General features: G+C 66.2%; 12 protein-coding genes and 5 pseudogenes. 7 read left to right on the top strand and 10 right to left on the bottom strand.

What is annotated here, in order from left to right:
• The first annotated feature begins 48 nt into the window (after window positions 1–48).
• A pseudogene (locus tag ACPEE0_RS06890) lies at window positions 49–383 on the top strand (protealysin inhibitor emfourin).
• Window positions 384–433: 50 nt separating this feature from the next.
• Here ACPEE0_RS06890 and ACPEE0_RS06885 read toward each other — a convergent pair.
• Window positions 434–1,401 (bottom strand): annotated as a pseudogene (locus ACPEE0_RS06885) (GlxA family transcriptional regulator).
• 81 nt (window positions 1,402–1,482) lie between these two features.
• Here ACPEE0_RS06885 and ACPEE0_RS06880 point away from each other — a divergent pair.
• Both ACPEE0_RS06880 and hrpA read left to right on the top strand, forming a co-directional pair.
• Window positions 1,483–1,650, top strand: a complete 168-nt coding sequence (locus ACPEE0_RS06880) for a hypothetical protein (protein WP_009356890.1) — start codon at window positions 1,483–1,485, stop codon at window positions 1,648–1,650.
• A gap of 79 nt (window positions 1,651–1,729) precedes the next feature.
• A pseudogene (hrpA, locus tag ACPEE0_RS06875) lies at window positions 1,730–5,733 on the top strand (ATP-dependent RNA helicase HrpA).
• Between the two features lie 228 nt (window positions 5,734–5,961).
• Here hrpA and ACPEE0_RS06870 read toward each other — a convergent pair.
• The 3 genes and pseudogenes from ACPEE0_RS06870 to ACPEE0_RS06860 all read right to left on the bottom strand — a co-directional run.
• Window positions 5,962–6,210 (bottom strand): annotated as a pseudogene (locus ACPEE0_RS06870) (HIT family protein); the annotation flags it as partial.
• Window positions 6,207–7,364, bottom strand: coding sequence for an NAD(P)-dependent alcohol dehydrogenase (locus ACPEE0_RS06865; protein WP_424575252.1), 1,158 nt, complete (start codon window positions 7,362–7,364; stop codon window positions 6,207–6,209). The pseudogene ACPEE0_RS06870 and the gene ACPEE0_RS06865, both read right to left, overlap by 4 nt.
• Entirely contained in the window at window positions 7,342–8,226 is an 885-nt protein-coding gene (locus ACPEE0_RS06860) for a sulfurtransferase (RefSeq protein WP_424574198.1), read from the bottom strand. The genes ACPEE0_RS06865 and ACPEE0_RS06860 overlap by 23 nt, the downstream gene beginning before the upstream one ends.
• A gap of 175 nt (window positions 8,227–8,401) precedes the next feature.
• On the opposite strand from ACPEE0_RS06860, the gene ACPEE0_RS06855 reads away from it, so the two are divergent.
• Complete coding sequence (locus ACPEE0_RS06855) at window positions 8,402–9,448, top strand: PLP-dependent cysteine synthase family protein (RefSeq protein WP_424575251.1); 1,047 nt, start codon at window positions 8,402–8,404, stop codon at window positions 9,446–9,448.
• On the opposite strand, the gene ACPEE0_RS06850 is transcribed toward ACPEE0_RS06855, so the two are convergent.
• Window positions 9,445–10,101 carry an MBL fold metallo-hydrolase gene (locus tag ACPEE0_RS06850; RefSeq protein ID WP_009356886.1) on the bottom strand — a complete coding sequence of 219 codons (657 nt, stop codon included), beginning with the start codon at window positions 10,099–10,101 and terminating at the stop codon, window positions 9,445–9,447. The genes ACPEE0_RS06855 and ACPEE0_RS06850 overlap by 4 nt on opposite strands.
• A gap of 95 nt (window positions 10,102–10,196) precedes the next feature.
• On the opposite strand from ACPEE0_RS06850, the gene ACPEE0_RS06845 reads away from it, so the two are divergent.
• The gene (locus ACPEE0_RS06845) at window positions 10,197–10,658 is read left to right on the top strand and encodes a Fur family transcriptional regulator (protein ID WP_009356885.1); all 462 of its coding nucleotides are present in this window, start codon (window positions 10,197–10,199) and stop codon (window positions 10,656–10,658) included.
• Window positions 10,659–10,677: 19 nt separating this feature from the next.
• Here the strand turns inward: ACPEE0_RS06845 and ACPEE0_RS06840 are convergent.
• The 5 genes and pseudogenes from ACPEE0_RS06840 to ACPEE0_RS06820 all read right to left on the bottom strand — a co-directional run bounded on the left by ACPEE0_RS06840 (window position 10,678) and on the right by ACPEE0_RS06820 (window position 15,883).
• A pseudogene (locus ACPEE0_RS06840) lies at window positions 10,678–11,552 on the bottom strand (metal ABC transporter permease).
• Entirely contained in the window at window positions 11,552–12,367 is an 816-nt protein-coding gene (locus ACPEE0_RS06835; RefSeq protein ID WP_424574197.1) for a metal ABC transporter ATP-binding protein, read from the bottom strand. Before ACPEE0_RS06835 ends, ACPEE0_RS06840 begins: the two are co-directional and overlap by 1 nt.
• Complete coding sequence (locus tag ACPEE0_RS06830; RefSeq protein WP_009356882.1) at window positions 12,368–13,348, bottom strand: metal ABC transporter solute-binding protein, Zn/Mn family; 981 nt, start codon at window positions 13,346–13,348, stop codon at window positions 12,368–12,370.
• A gap of 130 nt (window positions 13,349–13,478) precedes the next feature.
• Complete coding sequence (locus ACPEE0_RS06825; RefSeq protein WP_133346220.1) at window positions 13,479–14,549, bottom strand: hemolysin family protein; 1,071 nt, start codon at window positions 14,547–14,549, stop codon at window positions 13,479–13,481.
• The gene (locus ACPEE0_RS06820) at window positions 14,546–15,883 is read right to left on the bottom strand and encodes a hemolysin family protein (protein WP_354175337.1); all 1,338 of its coding nucleotides are present in this window, start codon (window positions 15,881–15,883) and stop codon (window positions 14,546–14,548) included. Before ACPEE0_RS06820 ends, ACPEE0_RS06825 begins: the two co-directional genes overlap by 4 nt.
• A gap of 523 nt (window positions 15,884–16,406) precedes the next feature.
• On the opposite strand from ACPEE0_RS06820, the gene ACPEE0_RS06815 reads away from it, so the two are divergent.
• Both ACPEE0_RS06815 and ACPEE0_RS06810 read left to right on the top strand, forming a co-directional pair.
• Window positions 16,407–20,210 carry a multifunctional oxoglutarate decarboxylase/oxoglutarate dehydrogenase thiamine pyrophosphate-binding subunit/dihydrolipoyllysine-residue succinyltransferase subunit gene (locus tag ACPEE0_RS06815; protein ID WP_424574196.1) on the top strand — a complete coding sequence of 1,268 codons (3,804 nt, stop codon included), beginning with the start codon at window positions 16,407–16,409 and terminating at the stop codon, window positions 20,208–20,210.
• 128 nt (window positions 20,211–20,338) lie between these two features.
• Window positions 20,339–20,938, top strand: a complete 600-nt coding sequence (locus ACPEE0_RS06810; protein WP_009356880.1) for a GDSL-type esterase/lipase family protein — start codon at window positions 20,339–20,341, stop codon at window positions 20,936–20,938.
• Window positions 20,939–20,978 lie beyond the last annotated feature (40 nt).

Raw genomic sequence — 20,978 nt, 5'->3', positions numbered from 1 at the left:
TGCCGGACTTTCAGCCGCCAGGCTGCGTGGAAGCCCAGGAACCAGGCCATGAAAATCAGCGTGGAACGTACCGGCGGGATTGCCGCGATGACGCGGGTGTGGACGGTGGATGCGCGCTCTAAAACGGCAATCAACCAGTGGGAGCCCATCGTCGAAGCCTGTCCGTGGGATGCCGTTCCCCGCACGCCGAGGGCCGCAGCCGAACACTTCGCGGGGAGCCAGCCTGACCGGTTCATCTATTCAATCCGGGCCGGGACAGGCGGGCGGCCCTGCCTGAGCGGGCAGTGACCGGACCTTGGCGTGTGCTGGTGGACCGGACCCGGGCAGCAGCCCAGGAGTCCGGGGCCGGACAGGGCACTCCTGCCCTGGACAGCAGGGAATAGGCTGCCCAGGCTGCGCTCCCCGCAACGACCTGTCACGTCGAAGGCGGTAGCTAGCCCACTTCGGCCAGCTGCCCCCGGAATGCCCGGCGGTAGGACTGGGGGCTGGTGTCGAGGACCTTGGCGAAGTGGTGCCGCAGCAGGACCGGATGGCCAACCCGGCTTCCCGGGCGATCTCGTCGATGTTCAAATCGGTCGATTCCAGCAACTCCTGTGCCCGGATCACCCGCTGCGAGTTGAGCCAGGCCGCTGGTGTGGCGCCCGTTTCCGAACGGAACTTCCTGGCAAAGGTCCTCGGTGACATGTGGACCCGCGCTGCCAACTCGTTGACCGTGTGTTCACGGTCGAGGCTCTGCACCATCCACCGCAGCAGTTCTTCCATGGGCGCCGAGCCGCAGGTGGGCATGGGCCGGTCGATGAACTGGGCCTGGCCGCCGTCGCGGTGCGGCGGGACCACCATGTCCCGGGCAATCGAGGCAGCAACGTTCGCGCCCAGCTCCAGCCGTACCAGGTGCAGGCACGCGTCGATTCCTGCAGCGGTTCCGGCAGAGGAAATAATATTGCCGTCCTGCACGTAGAGGACGTTTTCATCCACCTGGACGTCCGGGTAGGCCTCGGCCAGGTCACGGGAAAAATGCCAGTGCGTGGTGCAGCGACGGCCGTCCAGCAGGCCCGCGCGTGCCAGCGCGAATGCTCCCGAGCAGATCGACATGACCCAGGCCCCCCTGGCGTCAGCGGCCCGGAGGGCAGCGAGCACAGGCTCCGGCATCTCCTGGTCCCGTCCAAAGGGAGCCATGATCACCAGGTCCGCATCTTCAGTGGCTTCCAGCCCATGGCTCACGTTCATGGACAACCCGGACTTCATGGGAACGTTGCCCGGCTCCGGGGTGCAGACCCGGAAATCAAAGGCGGGGACCCCGGCGCCCCGGCCTGACCTGTCGATCCCGAACACCTCGCAGGCCGTCCCGAACTCGAAGATCGAAAAGTTGGGAACCACTATGACGGCTACCGATTTCAGCATGCTTCCATTGTGGCAGGAATTTTAGCTTTTTGGGCATTTCTGCCACTGTTGAGTGGAAATCCTGAAGAGCAGCATGGAGCCATGGAAATCTTCGCAACGATCACCGTCATCCTGCTCCTTCTCCTCGCTGCCGCCACCATCGCAGCGCTCCTCCGTGACGGACGGGGCCACACCCCTCCCGTCAGCTCGCATGAGGAATGGTCCGCCCTGGACCTGCCCAGCACCAGCTACACCCTCCGGATCTTCTAGCAGGCCCCGCACCACATAAGAACGCCGCAGGCAGTCGAACCGGGGGTGCCGGCCCCGCCGCAGTAGACTGTCTGCAGCCATGACTTTGCATATCTCCTATCCCGCTGAGCTGCCGGTCTCCGAGCGCCGCGAGGACCTGATGGCGGCCATTGCCGCCAACCAGGTGACCATCATTGCCGGCGAGACCGGTTCCGGAAAGACCACCCAGATTCCCAAGATGTGCCTGGAACTCGGCCTCGGCGAGAACGGGCTGATCGGCCACACCCAGCCGCGCCGGCTGGCAGCGCGCACGGTTGCCGAGCGCATCGCCGAGGAACTGGGCGTCGAGATCGGCCAGGAAGTCGGCTTCCAGGTCCGCTTCACCGGCGAGGTCAGCAAGGCCACCAAGGTGAAGCTGATGACGGACGGCATCCTGCTGGCCGAAATCCAGCGGGACAAACTGCTGCGCAGGTACAACGCCATCATTATTGACGAGGCCCATGAGCGCAGCCTCAACATCGACTTCATCCTCGGGTACCTTAAGCGGATCCTGCCGCAGCGCCCGGACCTGAAGGTCATCATCACCTCGGCCACCATCGATCCGGAACGCTTCGCCAAGCACTTCGGTACCCCGGAAGAACCCGCGCCCATCATCGAGGTCTCGGGCCGGACCTACCCCGTTGAAATCCGCTACCGCCCCCTGACCCAGCCCAGGGCCGATGACGAAGAAGCCTCCGACGACGAACTCGAGGAGGACCGGGACCCGCTGGACGCCGTGTGCGACGCCGTCGACGAACTGGCCCGCGAGGCGCCCGGGGACATCCTGGTCTTCTTCTCCGGCGAGCGCGAGATCCGGGATGCGGCGGACGCCCTCCAGGCCCGTATCCAGTCCAACCGCCGGCTTGCAGGCACCGAAGTGCTTCCGCTCTTCGCGCGCCTGAGCCTGCAGGAACAGCACAAGGTCTTCCACCCTGGCAGCAGGCGCCGGATTGTGCTGGCCACCAACGTGGCGGAGACGTCGCTCACCGTGCCGGGCATCAAGTACGTCATTGACACCGGAACGGCCCGCATCTCCCGGTATTCGCACCGCACCAAGGTCCAGCGGCTACCCATCGAACGCGTCTCGCAGGCATCGGCGAACCAGCGCTCCGGGCGCTGCGGCCGTGTTTCGGACGGCATCGCGATCCGCCTGTATTCGGAGGAGGACTTTGAGTCCCGGCCGCAGTTCACGGATCCGGAGATCCTGCGGACCAACCTCGCCGCGGTCATCCTGCAGATGACCGCCATGGGCGTGGCCCGCGGCCCCAAGGACGTGGAGGACTTCCCGTTCGTCGAGCCCCCCGAAACCCGGGCAATCAACGACGGCGTCACGCTGCTCCGCGAACTCGGCGCCCTGGCTGCCCCGAAGCCGCAAAACGCCGAAGGTAACGGCAGGAGCGGCAGCGGCCTCACCGCCGTCGGGCAGAAACTTGCCCAGCTGCCCGTGGACCCCCGGCTGGGCCGGATGATCGTGGAAGCCGGGAAGCGCAACTGCGTCCGGGAAGTCATGATCCTGGCCGCGGCGCTCACCATCCAGGATCCGCGCGAGCGTCCCACGGACAAGCAGCAGCTGGCGGCCGAGAAGCACAACCGGTTCAAGGACGAGAACTCGGACTTCACCGGCTACCTGAATCTCTGGAACTACCTGCAGGAGAAGCAGCAGGAGTTGTCCTCGTCCGCGTTCCGCCGCCTGTGCCGCAGCGAGTTCATCAACTACCTGCGGGTGCGGGAGTGGCAGGACCTCTTCGCCCAGCTGCGCCAGCTGGCCCGTCCGCTCGGCATCAGCCTGGACAACAAACGCCTGGCGGACCCGGTGGGCAACCACGACGGGATCCACATCAGCCTGCTGTCCGGGCTCCTGAGCCACATCGGCATCCTCGATGAGCGCAAGCGCGAGTACGCCGGAGCCCGCGGCAGCCGGTTCGCGATCTTCCCGGGTCCGCCCTGTTCAAGAAGTCCCCACGTTCGTCATGGCCGCCGAACTGGTGGAGACGAGCCGCCTCTGGGCGCGCGTGGCAGCCAAGTTCGATCCCGTCTGGGCGGAGCAGGTGGCCCCGGACCTGGTGAAGCGCAGCTACAGTGAGCCGCACTGGTCCACCCGCCAGGGTGCGGTGATGGCCTACGAGAAGGTCACGCTCTACGGCGTGCCCATCATCGCCCAGCGGCGCATCAATTACGGCCGGGTGGATCCGGTGGTTGCCCGTGAGCTCTTCATCCGGCACGCCTTGGTGGAAGGCGATTGGCGCACGCACCACAAGTTCTTCCACCGCAACCGGGCGCTCCTGCAGGAGGTGGAGGAGCTCGAGGCCAGGATGCGCCGCCGGGACCTGCTGGTGGATGACGAGACCCTGTTCGAGTTCTACGATGCCCGGATTGGCCCGGACGTGGTGTCGGAGCGTCACTTCGACAAATGGTGGAAAGAGGCCCGGAGAGCGAACCCGGACCTGCTGGACTACGATAAATCGCTCCTGCTGAGCGATGATGCGGATGACCTGGACGAGGCCGCCTTCCCCAAGACCTGGCTGCACAAGGGCTTTGAGCTGCCGCTGAGCTACGAGTTCCATCCGGTGGCCCCGGGTCCCCGCCCAATCCGTCCGACGGCGTCACGGCGGAAGTGCCCGTCCTGTTCCTCAACCAGCTGGACGACGCCCCGTTCCGCTGGCTGATTCCGGGCCAGCGCGTGGAACTGGTGACGGCGCTGATCAAGTCGCTGCCCAAGCAGATCCGGAAGAATTTCGTTCCGGCACCGGACGTTGCCCGGCAGGCCGTGGCCGTCCTGGAATCGGACTTCGATCCCGCCACAGACGAGCTGGAACCGTCACTGGAGCTGGCCCTTCGCCGGATCCGCGGCGCCATCATCCCGCCCGGGTCCTGGAACTGGGACGCCGTGCCCCCGCACCTGCGCGTCAGCTTCAAGGTGGTGGACAGCAAGGGCAAGGTCCTGGACGAGGGCAAGGACCTCGCCGCGCTCCAGGAACGGCTCGCACCCGCAACCCGGCGCGCGATTGCCGAGTCGCTCGGCGCCACCCCTGCAACGACGGGTCCCAGGAATGCAATGGCCGGGGCGAGGGGCCGGGCAAAGCCAAGGGCCCAGGCAAAGGTAAGGGAGAGGGCAGAGGCAAGGCGGACGACGGCGGCACGTCCCAGGTGCCCGCACCCGGCACGGGAGGCACGGCCTCCGCCCCTGCCGGATTCCGGGAGCAGGACGGCCTGACGGAGTGGAGCTTCGGTACCGTCCCTCGGGAAGTCAGCAGCATGGTGAAGGGACACACCGTCACCGGGTACCCCGCACTCGTGGACCAGGGCACCTCCGTCTCGCTCCGGGTTTTCCAGACACCGGAGGAACAGCTCGACGCCATGCGCGGCGGCGTCATCAGGATGCTGGCCCTGCGGGTTCCGTCGCCGGACCGCTACGTGCTGGAGCACTTGAGCAACACGGAGAAACTGACCTTCAGCCAGAACCCGCACGGCTCGGTGTCGGCACTGATTGCCGATTGCGCCCTCGCGGCCATCGACAAGCTCACCCCGGCGGAGCTGCCCTGGGACCGGCAGGCCTTCGACGCCCTCTACGAAGTGGTGCGGGCGGAACTGATTGACACCGTATTCAGCGTGACCGCCGTGGTGGAACGGATCCTGGCCGCCACCCGGCGCATCGAAAAGCAGCTGAAGGGAACCACCAGCCTGGCCCTGATCAGTGCGCTCAATGACATCAGGAGCCAGCTGGAGCAGCTGGTGTACCCCGGTTTTGTGGCACGCACGGGCTACGCCCAGCTCAGCCAGCTGCCGCGGTACCTCACTGCCATCGAAAAGCGCCTCGAGCGACTGCCGGGCAACGTGCAGCGGGACGGACTGAACATGGCAGTGGTGCAGCGGCTGGAGGACGACTACGACGATGCCGCGGCGGCCCTGCTCCCCGGACGGCGCGCCGGCCGGGAGTTAACCCAGGTGCGCTGGATGATCGAGGAGCTGCGGGTGAGCCTTTTCGCCGTCGAGCTTGGAACGGCGTACTCGGTGTCCGAAAAGCGCATCCGCACGGTACTCAACAAGGCCCTGGCGCCGGCCTGAAGACCTTAAACGGTGATGTCCCGGCACGGGCCGGGACATCATTGAGGCGCTAACCGGCGGGAACGAACTCGCCCAGCCGGCGTCACGCAGCCCTCGGCGCAGTTTCTCCGCGTTCGCGTCCAGGACGGCGGGATCGGGATTCTGGTCCGCTGAGGCGAAGTTGAAGTCCGCCATGCTGCGCGACGGCCATACATGGACGTGCAGGTGGTTGATCTCGTATCCCGCCACGATAAGCCCTGCCCGCGGTGCGTCGAAGAGGTCCACCTGGACGGCGCCGATCCGGCGGGCCACCTCCATCACCCGTGCCAGGGTCTCGGGGGACGCGTCGGTCCAGCGGTCCACTTCCTCGGTGGGAACCACAAGGGTATGCCCGTCGGCCAGTGGCCCGGTGGTGAGGAAGGCGGACACATCGTCCTCACGCCAGACGAACCGGCCGGGAATCTCGCCGTTGAGGATCCTGGTAAAAAGTGTGCTCATGCGTCTGCCTCCTTGGCGGGTGCCTGCAAGGTGCTGGTGTCCAGCACGAACCGGTACTTCACGTCTCCTGCAACCATGCGGTCATAGGCTTCGTTGAGCTGGCCGGCGTCGACCATCTCGATGTCGGCAACCACGCCGTGCTCTGCGCAGAAGTCCAGCATCTCCTGCGTTTCGGCGATCCCGCCGATCAGCGAGCCCGCGTAGGCGATGCGGCGCCGGATGAGGGCGCGCGGATTCACCGGCGGCATGGCCTCGGACGGCAGGCCCAGCTGGAACAGCGCACCGTCCACGCGCAGGGTGCGGAACAGGGGGTTGAGATCGTGCGGAGCGGCAACTGTGTCGATGATGACGTCAATGGTGCGGTTCGCGGCGGCCATCGCATCCTCGTCCCGGGACAGGACAACCTCATCGGCTCCCAGTTCCAGCGCGGCGGGCACCTTGGATTCCGACGTCGTGAACACCACCACCCGGGCACCCATGGCTTTGGCCAGCTTGACCGCCATGTGCCCCAGCCCGCCCAGGCCCACCACGCCCACAACATCGCCCTCTTCGACGTCGAAGTGCCGCAGCGGGGAGAACGTGGTGATCCCGGCGCACAGCAAAGGCGCGACGGCGGCCGGGTCCAGCGATGCGGGCACCCGGACCACGTAGCGGTGGTCCACCACGATGGAGGACGCGTAGCCGCCCTGGGTGAGCGTGTCACCGTTCCGCCGGTCGACGGCCCCGTAGGTGCCGGTCATTCCTTTTTCGCAGTACTGCTCCAGGCCGTCCAGGCAGCTTTCGCACTCGCGGCACGAGTCCACGATGCAGCCGACGCCCACCCGCTCGCCCACCGCAAAACCGGTGACGGCTGAGCCCACCCGGGTGACGGTTCCCACGATCTCGTGTCCGGGCACCAGCGGATAGGTTTGCCCGCCCCATTCCCCGCGGGCCGCGTGCACATCGGAGTGGCACAGGCCGCAGAACTCGATGGCAATTTCGACGTCGTCGGGTTTGGGCGCGCGGCGGGCCACGGTCAGCGGGACCAGTCCGCTGTCAGGGGACACAGCACCGTACGCGGCGGCAAGGGTGCCGGCGTCGGGCAGGATCGGGGTGGCAAGGGGCGGCGGTACGGGACGTCCTGGGTCATAGTCAGACGCTACCGTTGCGGCCAGCCAACTTTCCAGCCGGGAAAGATCCGCCGGGGTCAGCGCCGGTGGCCACGGGAAGCTGCGGGTTGTTGGACCACTCCGAGAACGAGCCCGCGTACAGCGCAGCGCTGAACCCTGCCACTTCCAGGGCCGCCACCTCGTGCGCAGCGGTCACCCCTGAGCCGCAATAGACGGCAACCGGCCTCCCGTCCCGGACGCCCAGCGCCTCGAACCTGCTTCGCAGCTCATCAGCGGGAAGGAAGCGTCCGGTTGCGTCCACGTTGTCCGACGTTGGGGCGCTCACCGCCCCTGGTATGTGGCCTGCCCGGGGGTCGACGGGCTCCACTTCGCCGCGGTACCGCTCCCCCGCCCGTGCGTCGAGCAGCACGCCCCTGACCGGCCAGGCGGCGGCAGCACCGGCGTCGAGCCGGGGCATTCCGCCGTCCGCCAGCACCACGTTTCCGGGCTCCGCCGCCACCGGGCCCTGCTCCACCGCAAGGCCTTCCGCGCGCCAGGCGGCCAGGCCGCCGTCGAGCAGGTAGACCTCACGGAGCCCCGCGTTCCTTAACATCCACCAGGCCCTCGCGGCAGCCATGTTGGCGGTGTCGTCGTAGGCGACCACGACGTCGCCATTGTTGATACCCCAGCCGCGCGCGGCGGCCTGGAAGTCCTCCGGCGCCGGCAGCGGGTGCCGTCCCCGCGCGGGAACAGGCGGCGCCGCGAGCTCGGAGGCAAGGTCCACAAAGACTGCCCCCGGCAGGTGCCCGCCGAGGTAGTGCTCATGGCCGTGCGGATCGCCCAGCGCCCAGCGGACATCCAGCAGCACCGTGCGCTGTCCGCGGCCAAGGCGGTTCCTCAGCGTGGTCACGTCCATCAGGGGGTTCATCGGGCTCCTTCGGGGTGGTCATACTGTCGGTTCCACTTTAGGCCGCCACAGGTCCGCCCGCGGGTAGGCTGGATTGGTGAAGATTGAGGACGGCGGCAACGGCGACGGCGGAAACAGCAGGGACACGGACTGGGCAGGCCGCGGGTGGTCCGACCGTGACTGGGCGGACCAGGCCATCCGCACCATCCGGGCCGAAAACAACCGTTCGGCGGACACGCACCTCTACTCGGTGCCGCTGCCCGAACACTGGGGCGTGCAGCTGTACCTGAAGGACGAATCCACCCACCGCTCCGGCAGCCTGAAGCACCGGCTGGCGCGGTCGCTGTTCCTCTTCGGCCTGGTCAACGGCTGGATCCGGGCGGACACCACCATCGTGGAGGCGTCCAGCGGCAGCACCGCCGTCTCCGAGGCATACTTTGCCCAGCTGCTGGGACTGCCGTTCATTGCCGTCATGGCCCGGACCACCAGCCAGGAGAAGATTGACCTGATCGAGCAGTTCGGCGGCTCGTGCCTGCTGGTGGAACACGCGTCGGATGTGTATGCCGCAGCGGAAGAGGTGGCCGCCACCTGCAACGGGCATTACATGGACCAGTTCACCTACGCGGAGCGGGCCACGGACTGGCGCGGCAACAACAATATTGCGGAGTCGATTTTTGGCCAGCTCCAGCTGGAGGAGCATCCCGTTCCGGACTGGATCGTGGTGGGTGCGGGGACGGGCGGGACCAGTGCAACGATTGGCCGCTACCTGCGCTACCACAGCCATCCCACCCGGCTGCTGGTGGTGGATCCCGAAAACTCGGCGTTCTACCCGGGGTGGCGAGGCGGGACGGACGGCGGGCCGGCGGGTCTGCCGTCCCGGATCGAGGGAATTGGCCGGCCGCGGCTGGAGCCAAGTTTTGTGCCGTCCGTGATCGACCGGATGGTCCAGGTTCCCGACGCCGCATCCGTGGCAGCCATGCGCCACTTGTCCGACCTTGCCGGGCTCCACGCCGGCCCCTCCACCGGCACCAATCTGTGGGGTGTATGGCAGACCATCGCCGGGATGGTCGCCGAAGGCCGCAAGGGCAGCATTGTGACGCTGATGTGCGACGGCGGGGAACGCTATGCGGGCAACTACTACAACCAGGACTGGCTGGCAGTGCAGGGCCTGGACCCCGCCCCGTACGAAGCGGTGATCCGGAGATTCTTCGATACCGGACGGTGGGACCCGGGCGTCGCCTAGACCTCCACGGACTCCCCGGCGCGCAGGTGGTTGTACTCGGTGCCGTACTTGGCACCGATCCTTTTCACGTGGCCCTCGACGACCTTCAGGCCATTGTCGTTGAGGAGCCCGTCGTGGATCTGGAATGCCCGCGGCGCCCGGACGCTGACGACGAAATCCACTACTTCGGCCGACTTGCTCCAGGGCGCGTGCAACGGAACCAGCAGGGTCTTGACGCTGATGCCGTCCGGAACGATGAACGAGTCGCCCGGATGGTAGACGTTGTCATCAATGAGGTAGCCGATATTGGCCACCACCGGGATCTGTGGATGGATCAGGGCGTGCTGGCCCCCGAAGCTGCGCACCGCGAAGCCCGCCACATCCAGCGACGTTCCGGGGTCCACCGCGTTGATCCGCGCCGTTGCTTCCGGAACTTCGGTCCGCATCTGGTCCGCCACACCCGCGGGGGCGTAAAGCACCAGGTCCGTGGCGCTTCGGAGCGCCCCGGCAACAGCCGGAACGTCGATGTGGTCGGCGTGCTCGTGGGTGATCAGCACGGCTTCGGCGCCTGCCAGCGCCTCTCCGGTTTCGGAGAAGTTACCGGGATCCAGGACCAGAACCCGGCCGTCCTTTTCAAGGCGCACGCAGGCGTGGGTGAATTTCGTCAGCTTCATAGCGCCAGCCTAGGGTCCTGTCCGGAACGGTGTCCACGAGGGCTTGGCTGGTAATCTGGATCTTTGCCATGATCCCCACGGAAGCGAGTCCATCCATGCCGCTCGGCGCCAAGGCTGATTCCACTACGCCATCCCCGGCAACGGGCGGCAAGGAACAGCGCGTCACCAAGCAGCGCCGGGCCGTCAGTGCCGCCCTGGATGAGCTGGACGACTTCGTCAGCACCCAGGAGCTGTACCGGATCCTGCAGAACCAGGGCGTGTCCGTTTCACTCGCCACGGCCTACCGGATCCTCCAGTCGCTTGCCGATGAAGGCCTGGTGGACGTTCTGCGCAACGGTGAGGGCGAAGCGGTCTACCGGCGCTGCGCCGTGACCGGCCATCATCACCACCTGCTGTGCCGGAACTGCGGCAAAGCCGTTGAGGTGGAGGCGCCCGCCGTCGAAACCTGGGCAGCGCACACCGCCGCGGAACATGGGTTCAGCGAGGTTGCCCACACGGTGGAAATCTTCGGCCTCTGCCCGGACTGCACGGCCCTGAAGGCTGCAGGCAAGCTGTAGCAGGCCATGCCGGCAGCGGCTACTGCGCCTGCAGGACCCTGCCGTTGATGCCTTTGCCGGCCCTGACGGAACCGATGGCGCGGCATACCACGTAGATAATGAAGGACAACGTGGTGACGTAGGGGCTGATGGGGATACGCCCGCCCAATGCCAGCAGGATGCCGCCCACCGTGGCGGTGACGGCAAACACGACGCTCAGGACCACCACAGCCACCGGCGACGATGTCACCCGCAGGGCCGCTGCCGCCGGGGTAATCAGCAGGGCAAGGACCAGGAGGGCTCCCACCACCTGGATGGACAGGGCAACGCTGATACCCAGCAGGACCATGAAGACGATGCCCAGCCGGCGGACGGGGACACCACGGGCCTCGGCCAGTTCGGGTCCAGGCTGGCGAAGTTCAGCGGGCGCCAGACGGCCACCAGCGCCACGATCACAGCCAGCGCCGTTCCGGCGAGGGCCGTGAGCTGGACCGTATCCACCGAGACGATCTGGCCGGTGAGCAGGCCGAACTTGTTGGCTGCGCGGCCCTCGTACAGGGACAGGAACAGGATGCCCAGGCCGAGTCCGAACGGCATGATGACGCCGATGGTGGAGTTCTTGTCCCGGGCCTTGACGCCCATCAGGCCGAGGAGGAGTGCCGCCGCCACAGACCCTACGAGCGACCCGAACACGATGTCGGCGCCGACCAGAAGGGCGAAGGCCGCCCCGGCGAAGGAGAGTTCAGAAATGCCGTGGACGGCGAACGCCAGGTCCCGCTTCATAACGAAGGTGCCCACCAGGCCGCCCAGCAGGCCCAGGACGGCCCCGGCCCAGATGGAGTTCTCGACCAGGACCAGCAGCTCGCCGTAGTTCTCGAAGTTGAAGATTGCCGCGAGGATACTGTCTGCGTCCATCAGGCAGCCTCCCCCGCCAGGGCATGCGACTCGGCGTGGTGATGGGTGGTGGCATCCGGAAGCCCCACCACCACGATCCGGCCGTTGGCGTGGATCACCTCCACGTGGCTGCCATAGAGATCGGAGAGGACTTCGGTGGTCATGACTTCCTCCGGAGTGCCCACCTTGAAGCGGCCGCCGGCCAGGTACAGCACGCGGTCCACGTAGTCGATGATGGGGTTGATCTCATGGGTCACGAATACGACGGCGCTGTTCCGCTCGCGGCACTGCCTGTTGATCAGGGCACTCACGGCCTGCTGGTGGTGCAGGTCCAGGGACAGCAGCGGTTCGTCGCAGAGAAGGACCTTGGGATCAGTTGCCAGTGCCTGGGCAACCCGGAGCCGCTGCTGCTCGCCGCCGGACAGCTGTCCCACGGGCACCTTGGCGTAATCGCTGGCGCCCACCAGCTCGAGGAGCTCGTCGATCCGGCGGTTTGCCTTGGCCGGGGACAGGCGCAGCCCCCAGCGGTGGCCGTCCACTCCGAGCCCCACCAGGTCCCTGGCGCGCATCGGGGTGTCCTGGGCAAAGGACTTCTGCTGCGGAATGTACCCGATCAGGCGGCTGCCGCGCTCAACCGGACGGCCACCGAGTGCAGCCCGCCCCTGGTGCAAATCCTGCAGGCCGAGCAGGACCTTGAGGAAGCTGGTCTTGCCGCTTCCGTTCGGACCCAGCACGGCGAAGAATTCGCCGGGCTTGATGTCCAGGTCCAAATCCTCCCAGAGCGCCCGCTTGCCAAACTTAAGGGACGCTCCGGTGAGGCTGACGACGGGTTTCAACTATTTGCTCTCCAGAACTTTGCCGATGTTGTCCACATTGTCCGTCATCCACTGCAGGTACGTCTTGCCCTCAGGCAGGGTTTCGTTGAAATCCACCACGGGAACTCCTGCCGTCTCGGCTGCTTTCTTCAACGCTTCCGTCTGCGGGCCCTCGGTCTGCTGGTTGTAGGCGAGGAACCGGACCGACTTGGAGGCGACGAGGTCGGTTGCGGCCTTGAGCACTGCGGGCGGCACGTCTGAGCCTTCCTCGATCGCAGCAGTGTAGTCCTCAGGCGTTGCGTTAACCAGCCCGGCGTCCTCCAGCAGGTAAAGCGGAACCGGCTCCGTCACTGCCACCGGCGCCCCTGCAGCTGCGCCCTTGAGGGAATCAAGCTTTCCGTGCAGGCCTTCGAGGGTGGAGGTGAAGTTTTCGGCATTGGTCTCGAACGTCTGCGCCGAAGCCGGGTCCAGTTCCGAGAGTTTGGCGGAGATGTCGCCGGCCAGCTCCTCCATTGCGTGCAGGCTGTACCAGACGTGCTCGTTGAATTCGCCATGGTCGTGCTCATCGGCAGGTTCGGATTCCGGTGCGGAGGTCCCGGCAGAAGCTTCCTCCCCTTCGGGATGGGCCAGCCCGGAGAGTTCGACGGCGTTAAGCACCTTGCCGCCGTCGAGGTTGCTGTCCTCGGCAAGGGTGTGGAGGAAATCGTCGTAGCCCCCACCGTTCTCGATAACGAGGTCCGCTTTGGACACCGCCAGACGGTCCTGCGCGGTCGCCTCGTAGGAGTGCGGATCCTGGCTGGTTTTGCTGATGATGGCGGTGACGCTGACCTTGTCTCCGCCGATGGTCTTGGCGATGTCGCCGTAAACGTTGGTCGATGCCACGATGTTGATGCCGTCGGCGGCTTCTGACGAGGGCTCTGCCTGGGGGCTGCAGGCGGTCAGCAGGAGTCCGAGCCCGGCGAGGGCGGCAACTGACGAACGGGCGGCTGCGGAACGGCGCACGGAAAGACCTCGGTTCACTGGGGAGGGAAGAAACAACCCTCCAAGTCTATACCTAAATAGGAATCATTCCTATCTAGAGCCCAGCGCCGCGGCCCTCCCACCCCCCCGGAGGGCGGGAGGGCGCGGGCGCTCAGCCTCCGTTCGGGTGGCCGAGACGGCGGATCCCGGTGGCCTGGGTGGCGTCCCGGATCTCGCCCACGAGCTGCTCGATGACATCCTCGAGGAACAGCACACCCTGGGTCTTGCCGTCAGGTCCAATAACGCGGGCCAGGTGCGAGCCCGTCCGCTGCATGACTGACATCGCCTTTTCAATCTCGTCGTCCAATGCCAGGTTGGCCAGCGACCGGATCCGGCTCTCGGCGATCGGAAGCCCATACGCCGGTTCCGGGATGGACAGGACGTCCTTCACATGGAGGTAGCCGTAGAGCATGTCCTCGTCGTCCAGCATCGGGAAGCGGGAAAAGCCTGTACGGCTGACGGCCTTTTCAAATTCCACGGGCGTGGTGGCAGCCCTGAGCATGACCAGCTTTTCCAGCGGCACCATGATGTCCCCGGCGGTGTGCTCCGAGAACTCAAGCGCGCCGGTGATCAGGCCGGCGTCGTCGTCCACCAGGCCATGACGGGTGGATTCCTGGACGATCGACTGGACTTCCTCCAGCGTGAACGAGGAGTTGACCTCATCCTTGGGCTCGATCCGCAGCAGCTTGAGGATGTGGTTTGCCGACCAGTTGAGGACCGAAATTACCGGGTTGACGAGCCGGGAGATGAACACCAGCGGCGGTGCGAGGAGCAGTGCGGCCTTGTCCGCGACGGACACGGAGATGTTCTTCGGGACCATCTCACCGAAGGTCACGTGCAGGAACGTGACGAGCATCAGCGCCACCGCGAACGCGGCCACGTCGGCCACCTCGATCGGCAGGCCCAAGGTTTCCAGCGGGACAGCCAGCAGGTGGTGGATGGCGGGTTCGGCCACCAGGAGGATCAGGAGCGAACACACGGTGATGCCCAGCTGGGCGCACGCCAGCATCAGCGAGACGTTCTCCATCGCCTTCAGCGTTGTCTGTGCGCGCTTGGAGCCGGCCTCTGCCAGTGGCTCAATCTGGCTGCGGCGGGCCGACATGACGGCGAACTCCGCGCCCACGAAGAAGGCGTTGCCAAGCAGCAGGACCCCGAGCCATACGATTCCTGCCCAGTCGCTCATCGGCCGTTCCTGTCGTTCGTGTTCCCGGACAGGTCATCCGGCGGGACCGGCCGGAAGCAGATCCGGTCGATCCGGCGGCCGTCCATACGCGTGACGCTCAGCGTTCCACCGCCCACGGGCACGGTGTCTCCCACCGCACCGATCCGGCCGAGCTTGCTCATGACATAGCCGCCCACAGTCTCGTAGGCAGCCTCGTCGGGCACGGTTAGTCCGGGGATTTGTTCGGACAGCTCGTCCGGGCGCAGCAGGCCCGGGAAATACCAGTCGCCGGAGGCGCTTTGCAGCAGGCCGGGGCGGACCTTGTCATGCTCGTCCGCCACCTCGCCGACAATTTCTTCCACCAAGTCCTCAAGGGTGGCGATGCCGGCAGTTCCTCCGTATTCATCCAGGACGACGGCGAGTTGCAGGTTTCCTTCACGGAGTTCGGCCAGCAGGGCATCCAGGTGGATGGTCTCCGGGACCCGCAGCACCTCCGTCATGATGGCACCGGCTTCAAGGTTCTGCCGGCGCTCCCACGGAACGGCCACGGCTTTCTTGACGTGGACCAGGCCACGGATGTCGTCCGCCGAGTCGCCGATCACCGGGAACCGGGAGTAGCCGGTCCTGCGGGCAGCGGCGACGATGTCGGCGACGGGCTGGTCGGCGTCGATCGTCTCCACGCGGATGCGCGGCGTCATGACGTCCGCGGCCGTCCTGGTGGAGAAATTGAGGGTGCGGGCGATGAAGTTCGCCGTTCCGGCGTCGAGCGTTCCCATTGCCGCCGAACGGCGGACCAACGAGGCAAGCTCCGCCGGGGTGCGCGCCCCGGAGATTTCTTCTTTCGCTTCCAGGCCGAAGACATGGAGCACCCGGTTGGAGAAGCCGTTCAGCAGCACGATGGCCGGCTTGAAAACCGCGGTGAAGACCAGCTGCGGCCGGGCAAGGGCCTTGCCCACCCGGAAGGACAGGGCAATGGCCATGTTCTTGGGGACCAGCTCCCCCAGCAGCATGGAGAGCAGGGTGGCGATCACCATGGCCAGGACCAGCGAGATGGAGGCCACAGCGACGTCGGGCAGTCCGAGGGCGGCCAGCGGGGCTTCCAGGAGCTGCCCAACCGAAGGTTCCATCACGTAACCGGTGAGGAGCGTGGTGAGCGTAATGCCCAATTGGCAGCTGGAGAGCTGCGTTGACAGGGACTTGAGGCAGGCGAGCAGCGGGACCGCGCCCGCATCGCCGTCGTCCACGGCACGCTGGACGGTCGGCTGGTCAAGTGCAATGAGGGAAAACTCAACGGCTACGAAGAAGCCGGTGCCTGCAATCAGCAGCAGGCCTGCGGCAAGGAAGAGCCATTCCATTCAGCATCCCGCCTGTACTGCGCACGGGCGTGAAGCGGGATAACCGGTATGTCTGCCCGGCGGAGGATGGTCGGCGGAGGCCGAGCCTCTTCCTGGCGGGCCGCGGCCGAAGGGGCCGCCGGCGGGTGATGGGCGCGTGTTCGGGGTTTGCCGGCTCTGCGGGTGGACTGTGCGGCGCTGTTCTTCGTGCTCCGCTGACAGCCCCCAGGCCGGCACCTAGATTTACTGTCCATAAGAACTTCAGTCTACAGGTACGCCCCGGGCCTCCCTGCGCTCCGAAGGCGGCCCGGAAGCGCCGTAATGAGATACCCCCAAAACCCCTTCTTCACACGCTTCCGGCCGCCATATTTGGCGGTTCCCGCGTCACTTCATGATTTGGGTCACCCTTATTGGCAGTTAGCACAACATGGTTACTAGACTTGCAAAGGTCTGGGTTCAGAGGACGCAGAGACTGGTTCGAACGTAGTGCTGACGCACCGTGGGGCCGGAGAGAAATCAAACTCATGGAAGAGGCGTATTTCAAGTGCCAGAGCAGCCAAGCCACCGTCTACCAGAGGAATTTGGCGGAAACGAGTGGCTCGTTGACGAACTGTACGAGCAGTACCAGCAGGACAAGAACGCTGTGGATGCCAAGTGGTGGCCGCTGTTTGAATCGTTCGACTCGGGCAGCAGTTCTTCTTCCAACGGTAATTCGGGGCAGGCCACTGCCCATCCTCCTACCCGGGAAATGCCTGTTGTGAATGCGGCTCCTGCGGCTCCGGCACCGTCGCCGGCGGCAGCGTCTGCCACTCCCCCGGCCGCGCCGGCTGCCGCACCGGCGCCCGCGCCGGTCAAGAAGGCTCCCGCCACCGTCGCCCGCGACGGCGGCAAGAAGACCGAGGGCACAACCGGATCACAGCCGATCCCGGCCCAGCTGCCCAAGAACGTCAAGGCGCCCACCGCCCCCGAAGAAGACGTTGTTTCCGTCCTCCGCGGACCGGCCAAGGCCATCGCCACCAACATGGTCACCAGCCTCGAGGTACCCACGGCCACCAGCGTCCGGGCCATTCCGGCCAAGCTGCTGATCGATAACCGTGTTGTCATCAACTCCAACCTCGCCCGCGCCCGCGGCGGCAAGGTCTCCTTCACGCACCTCATCGGTTACGCAGTGATCCGCGCCCTGTCGCAGTTCCCGTCCATGAACGTGTACTACGACGAGGTGGACGGCAAGCCCTCCGCTGTCCAGCCGGCCCACGTCAACTTCGGCATCGCCATCGACATGCCCAAGCCGGACGGTACCCGCCTGCTGATGGTTCCGAACATCAAAAAGGCTGAGACGCTCAACTTCGCCGAGTTCTGGCACACCTACGAGGACCTCATCAAGCGCGCCCGCAACGGCAAGCTCACCGCCGAGGACCACCAGGGCACCACGGTTTCGCTGACCAACCCCGGCGGCATCGGCACCGTCCACTCCGTGCCCCGCCTCTCCAAGGGCCAGGCCGCCATCATCGGCGTCGGCGCCCTCGACTACCCTGCCGAGTTCCAGGGTGCCAGCGAAAAGATCATCGCCCAGAACGCCATCAGCAAGGTCCTCACCCTTACCTCGACGTACGACCACCGCGTCATCCAGGGTGCCGGCAGCGGCGAGTTCCTCAAGCTTGTCCACCAGCTCCTGCTGGGTGCCCAGAACTTCTACGACGAGATCTTCGAAGCCCTGCGCATCCCATACGAGCCCGTCCGCTGGAGCGCCGACAAGCAGGTGGACCCGGCCGACGAAATCAACAAGGTTGCCCGGATCCAGCAGCTGATCCACTCCTACCGCGTCCGCGGCCACCTGATGGCGGACACCGATCCGCTTGAATACGTGCAGCGCAAGCACCCTGACCTCGACGTCCTGACCTACGGGCTGACCCTGTGGGACCTGGACCGCGAGTGGCCCACCGGCGGCTTCGGCGGCAAGCCGCAGCTGAAGTTCCGCGACATCCTGGGCGTCCTTCGCGATGCCTACTGCCGCACCACGGGCATCGAATACATGCACATCCAGGAACCGGCCGAGCGCAAGTGGTTCCAGGACCAGCTGGAGCACCCCTACTCCAAGCCGAGTCGTGAAGAGCAGCTGCGCATCGTCTCCAAGCTGAACGCTGCCGAGGCTTTCGAAACGTTCCTGCAGACCAAGTTCGTGGGCCAGAAGCGCTTCTCCCTCGAAGGCGGCGAGTCGCTGATTCCGCTCCTGGACGCCATCATGTCCGACGCCGCCGACGACGGCCTGGACGAAGTTGCCATCGGCATGGCCCACCGCGGCCGCCTGAACGTGCTGACCAACATTGCCGGCAAGACGTACGCACAGGTGTTCCGCGAGTTCGAGGGCACCCAGGATCCCCGCTCGGTCCAGGGCTCCGGTGACGTGAAGTACCACTTGGGCACCGAAGGCACGTTCACCTCGGACACCGGCAAGGAGACCAAGGTCTACCTGGCCGCCAACCCGTCCCACCTTGAGGCCGTGGACCCCGTGCTCGAGGGCATCGTCCGCGCCAAGCAGGACCGGCTGGACCAGGGCGAATCCTTCCCCGTGCTGCCCATCGTGGTGCACGGCGACGCCGCCTTCGCCGGCCAGGGCGTGGTTGCTGAAACCCTCAACCTGTCCCAGCTGCGCGGCTACCGCACCGGTGGAACCATCCACATCGTGGTCAACAACCAGGTGGGCTTCACCACCGCCCCGTCCTCCTCACGCTCGTCCACGTACTCCACCGACGTCGCGAAGATGATCCAGGCACCCGTGTTCCATGTGAACGGTGACGATCCCGAAGCCGTGGTCCGCATCGGCCAGCTCGCCTACGAGTTCCGCCAGCGCTTCCACAAGGACGTCGTCATCGACATGGTCTGCTACCGCCGCCGCGGGCACAACGAGGGCGACGACCCCTCGATGACCCAGCCGCTGATGTACAACCTCATCGAGGCAAAGCGCTCCGTCCGTAAGCTGTACACCGAGTCGCTGATCGGCCGTGGCGACATCACCGAGGAAGAAGCAGAGCAGCTGCTCCGCGACTACCAGGAGCGGCTGGAGCGCGTCTTCGCGGAGACCCACGCAGCCCAGACCTCCCCGATCCCGATCGTGACGGCGGATTCCGCCGCAGTTTCCGATATCGAGCGGCCCATTGCCCAGCAGTCCGACTCCGGCGCCAACGCACCGGTCGCCACGGCGATTTCGGCAGACACCCTGGCCCGCATCGGCAAGGCCCACATCGAGATCCCCGAGGGCTTCACGGTCCACGCCAAGCTCAAGCAGCTGCTCGAAAAGCGTGAGCAGATGTCCCGTGAAGGCGGCATCGACTGGGGCTTCGGCGAGATCGCTGCGTTTGGCTCCCTGATCATGGAAGGCGTGCCCGTACGCCTCGCCGGCCAGGACTCCCGCCGCGGCACCTTCGTCCAGCGGCACGCCGTATTCCACGACCGCGCCAATGGCCAGGAATGGCTGCCCCTGGGCAACCTCTCCGACAACCAGGCCAAGCTGTGGATCTACGATTCCCTGCTGTCCGAATACGCTGCCATGGGCTTCGAATACGGCTACTCGGTGGAACGGCCCGACGCACTGGTCCTTTGGGAGGCCCAGTTCGGCGACTTCGTCAACGGCGCCCAGACCATCATCGACGAGTTCATCTCCTCTGCCGAGCAGAAGTGGGGCCAGCGGTCCTCGCTGGTACTGATGCTTCCGCACGGCTACGAAGGCCAGGGCCCGGACCACTCCTCCGCCAGGATCGAGCGGTTCCTGCAGCTGTGCGCCGAAGAGAACATGATCGTGGCCAACCCCACCACGGCCGCCTCGCACTTCCACCTGCTGCGCCGCCAGGCGTACAGCCGGCCGCGGAAGCCGCTGATCATCTTCACGCCCAAGCAGCTCCTCCGCCTGAAGGCTGCCGCGTCGTCCGTCGAGGACTTCACCAGCGGCACGTTCCGCCCGGTCATCGGTGAGCATGAGCAGCTGGACGCCAACGGCGTCGAGCGCGTGCTGCTGGTCTCCGGCCGCCTGTACTACGATCTGCTGTCCACCCGGCAGAAGACCGGCGACAAGACCACGGCCATCGTGCGCGTCGAGCAGCTCTACCCGCTGCCGCATGCCGAGATCGCGGCCGAGCTTGCCAAGTACCCGAACGCCGAGGTTGTCTGGGCACAGGACGAGCCCGCCAATCAGGGTCCGTGGCCGTTCATCGGCCTGAACCTGCCGGACGCCCTGGACCGCCGCATCCGGCTCGTCTCGCGGCCTGCGTCGGCCTCCACGGCAGCCGGCTCCATGAAGCGGCACGCCGCGGAGCAGGACGTGCTCCTGAAGCAGGCATTTGCACGGAAGTAAGCAGTGAGGCTGCCCGGCCGGACGTCGAAATCCCAGACTCCGGCCGGGCAGTTCTGTTAATGGATGGACAGCGCCGCCCCTTTGCACCAACGGTGGCAGCGGCCAGGGAACGAAGTAAAGAGGATCGTGTGGAAGACAGGAAGCTGCGCATTGCGGCTGTAGGAGATGAACTGCTGGCCGGACTCGGAGATCCCCGGGCGCTCGGCTGGCTGGGCCGTGTCCTGGCCCGCACTCCCCAGGACGGCTTGCTCCTGGAAAGCTACGCCCTCCCCTGCCCGCAGGAAGGCACCGAGGGCCTGGCCGCCCGGTGGCTGGAGGAGGCCGGGCGGAGGTTCAGCACCAACGCCGAGAACCGCCTGGTGATCGGCCTCTCCGGCCGCGATATCGAATTCGGCCTCTCCACCGCGCGCAGCAGGCTGAATCTGGCAAACATCCTGGACTCGGCCTCACAGAACCGGATCGAGGTATTCGTCGTGGGTCCGCCGCCCACCCTCGATCCTGCCCAGAACCGCCGGCTGGACGAGCTGAACACGGCATTCGCCGACGTCACCACGCGGCGCAAGCACCTCTACGTCGATACGTTCTCCCCACTGCTGAATCACGAGCAGTGGCGGCAGGACCTGGCGGCCAACGCCGGAACGCCGGGCCAGGCCGGGTATGGCCTCATGGCGTGGCTGGTGCTGCACCGCGGCTGGTTCCAGTGGCTGGGACTGGACGCCCCCGCCTAGCAGTTCGCGATATATCTTGACGCCCTCCCTACCCAGGAGT

Origin of the sequence: Arthrobacter sp. SD76 (assembly GCF_049726125.1) — a bacterium.
Lineage (GTDB): Bacteria > Actinomycetota > Actinomycetes > Actinomycetales > Micrococcaceae > Arthrobacter > Arthrobacter nitrophenolicus.
The sequence above is the reverse complement of the archived record's forward strand: the minus strand, read 5'-3'. Positions and strand labels throughout refer to the sequence as shown.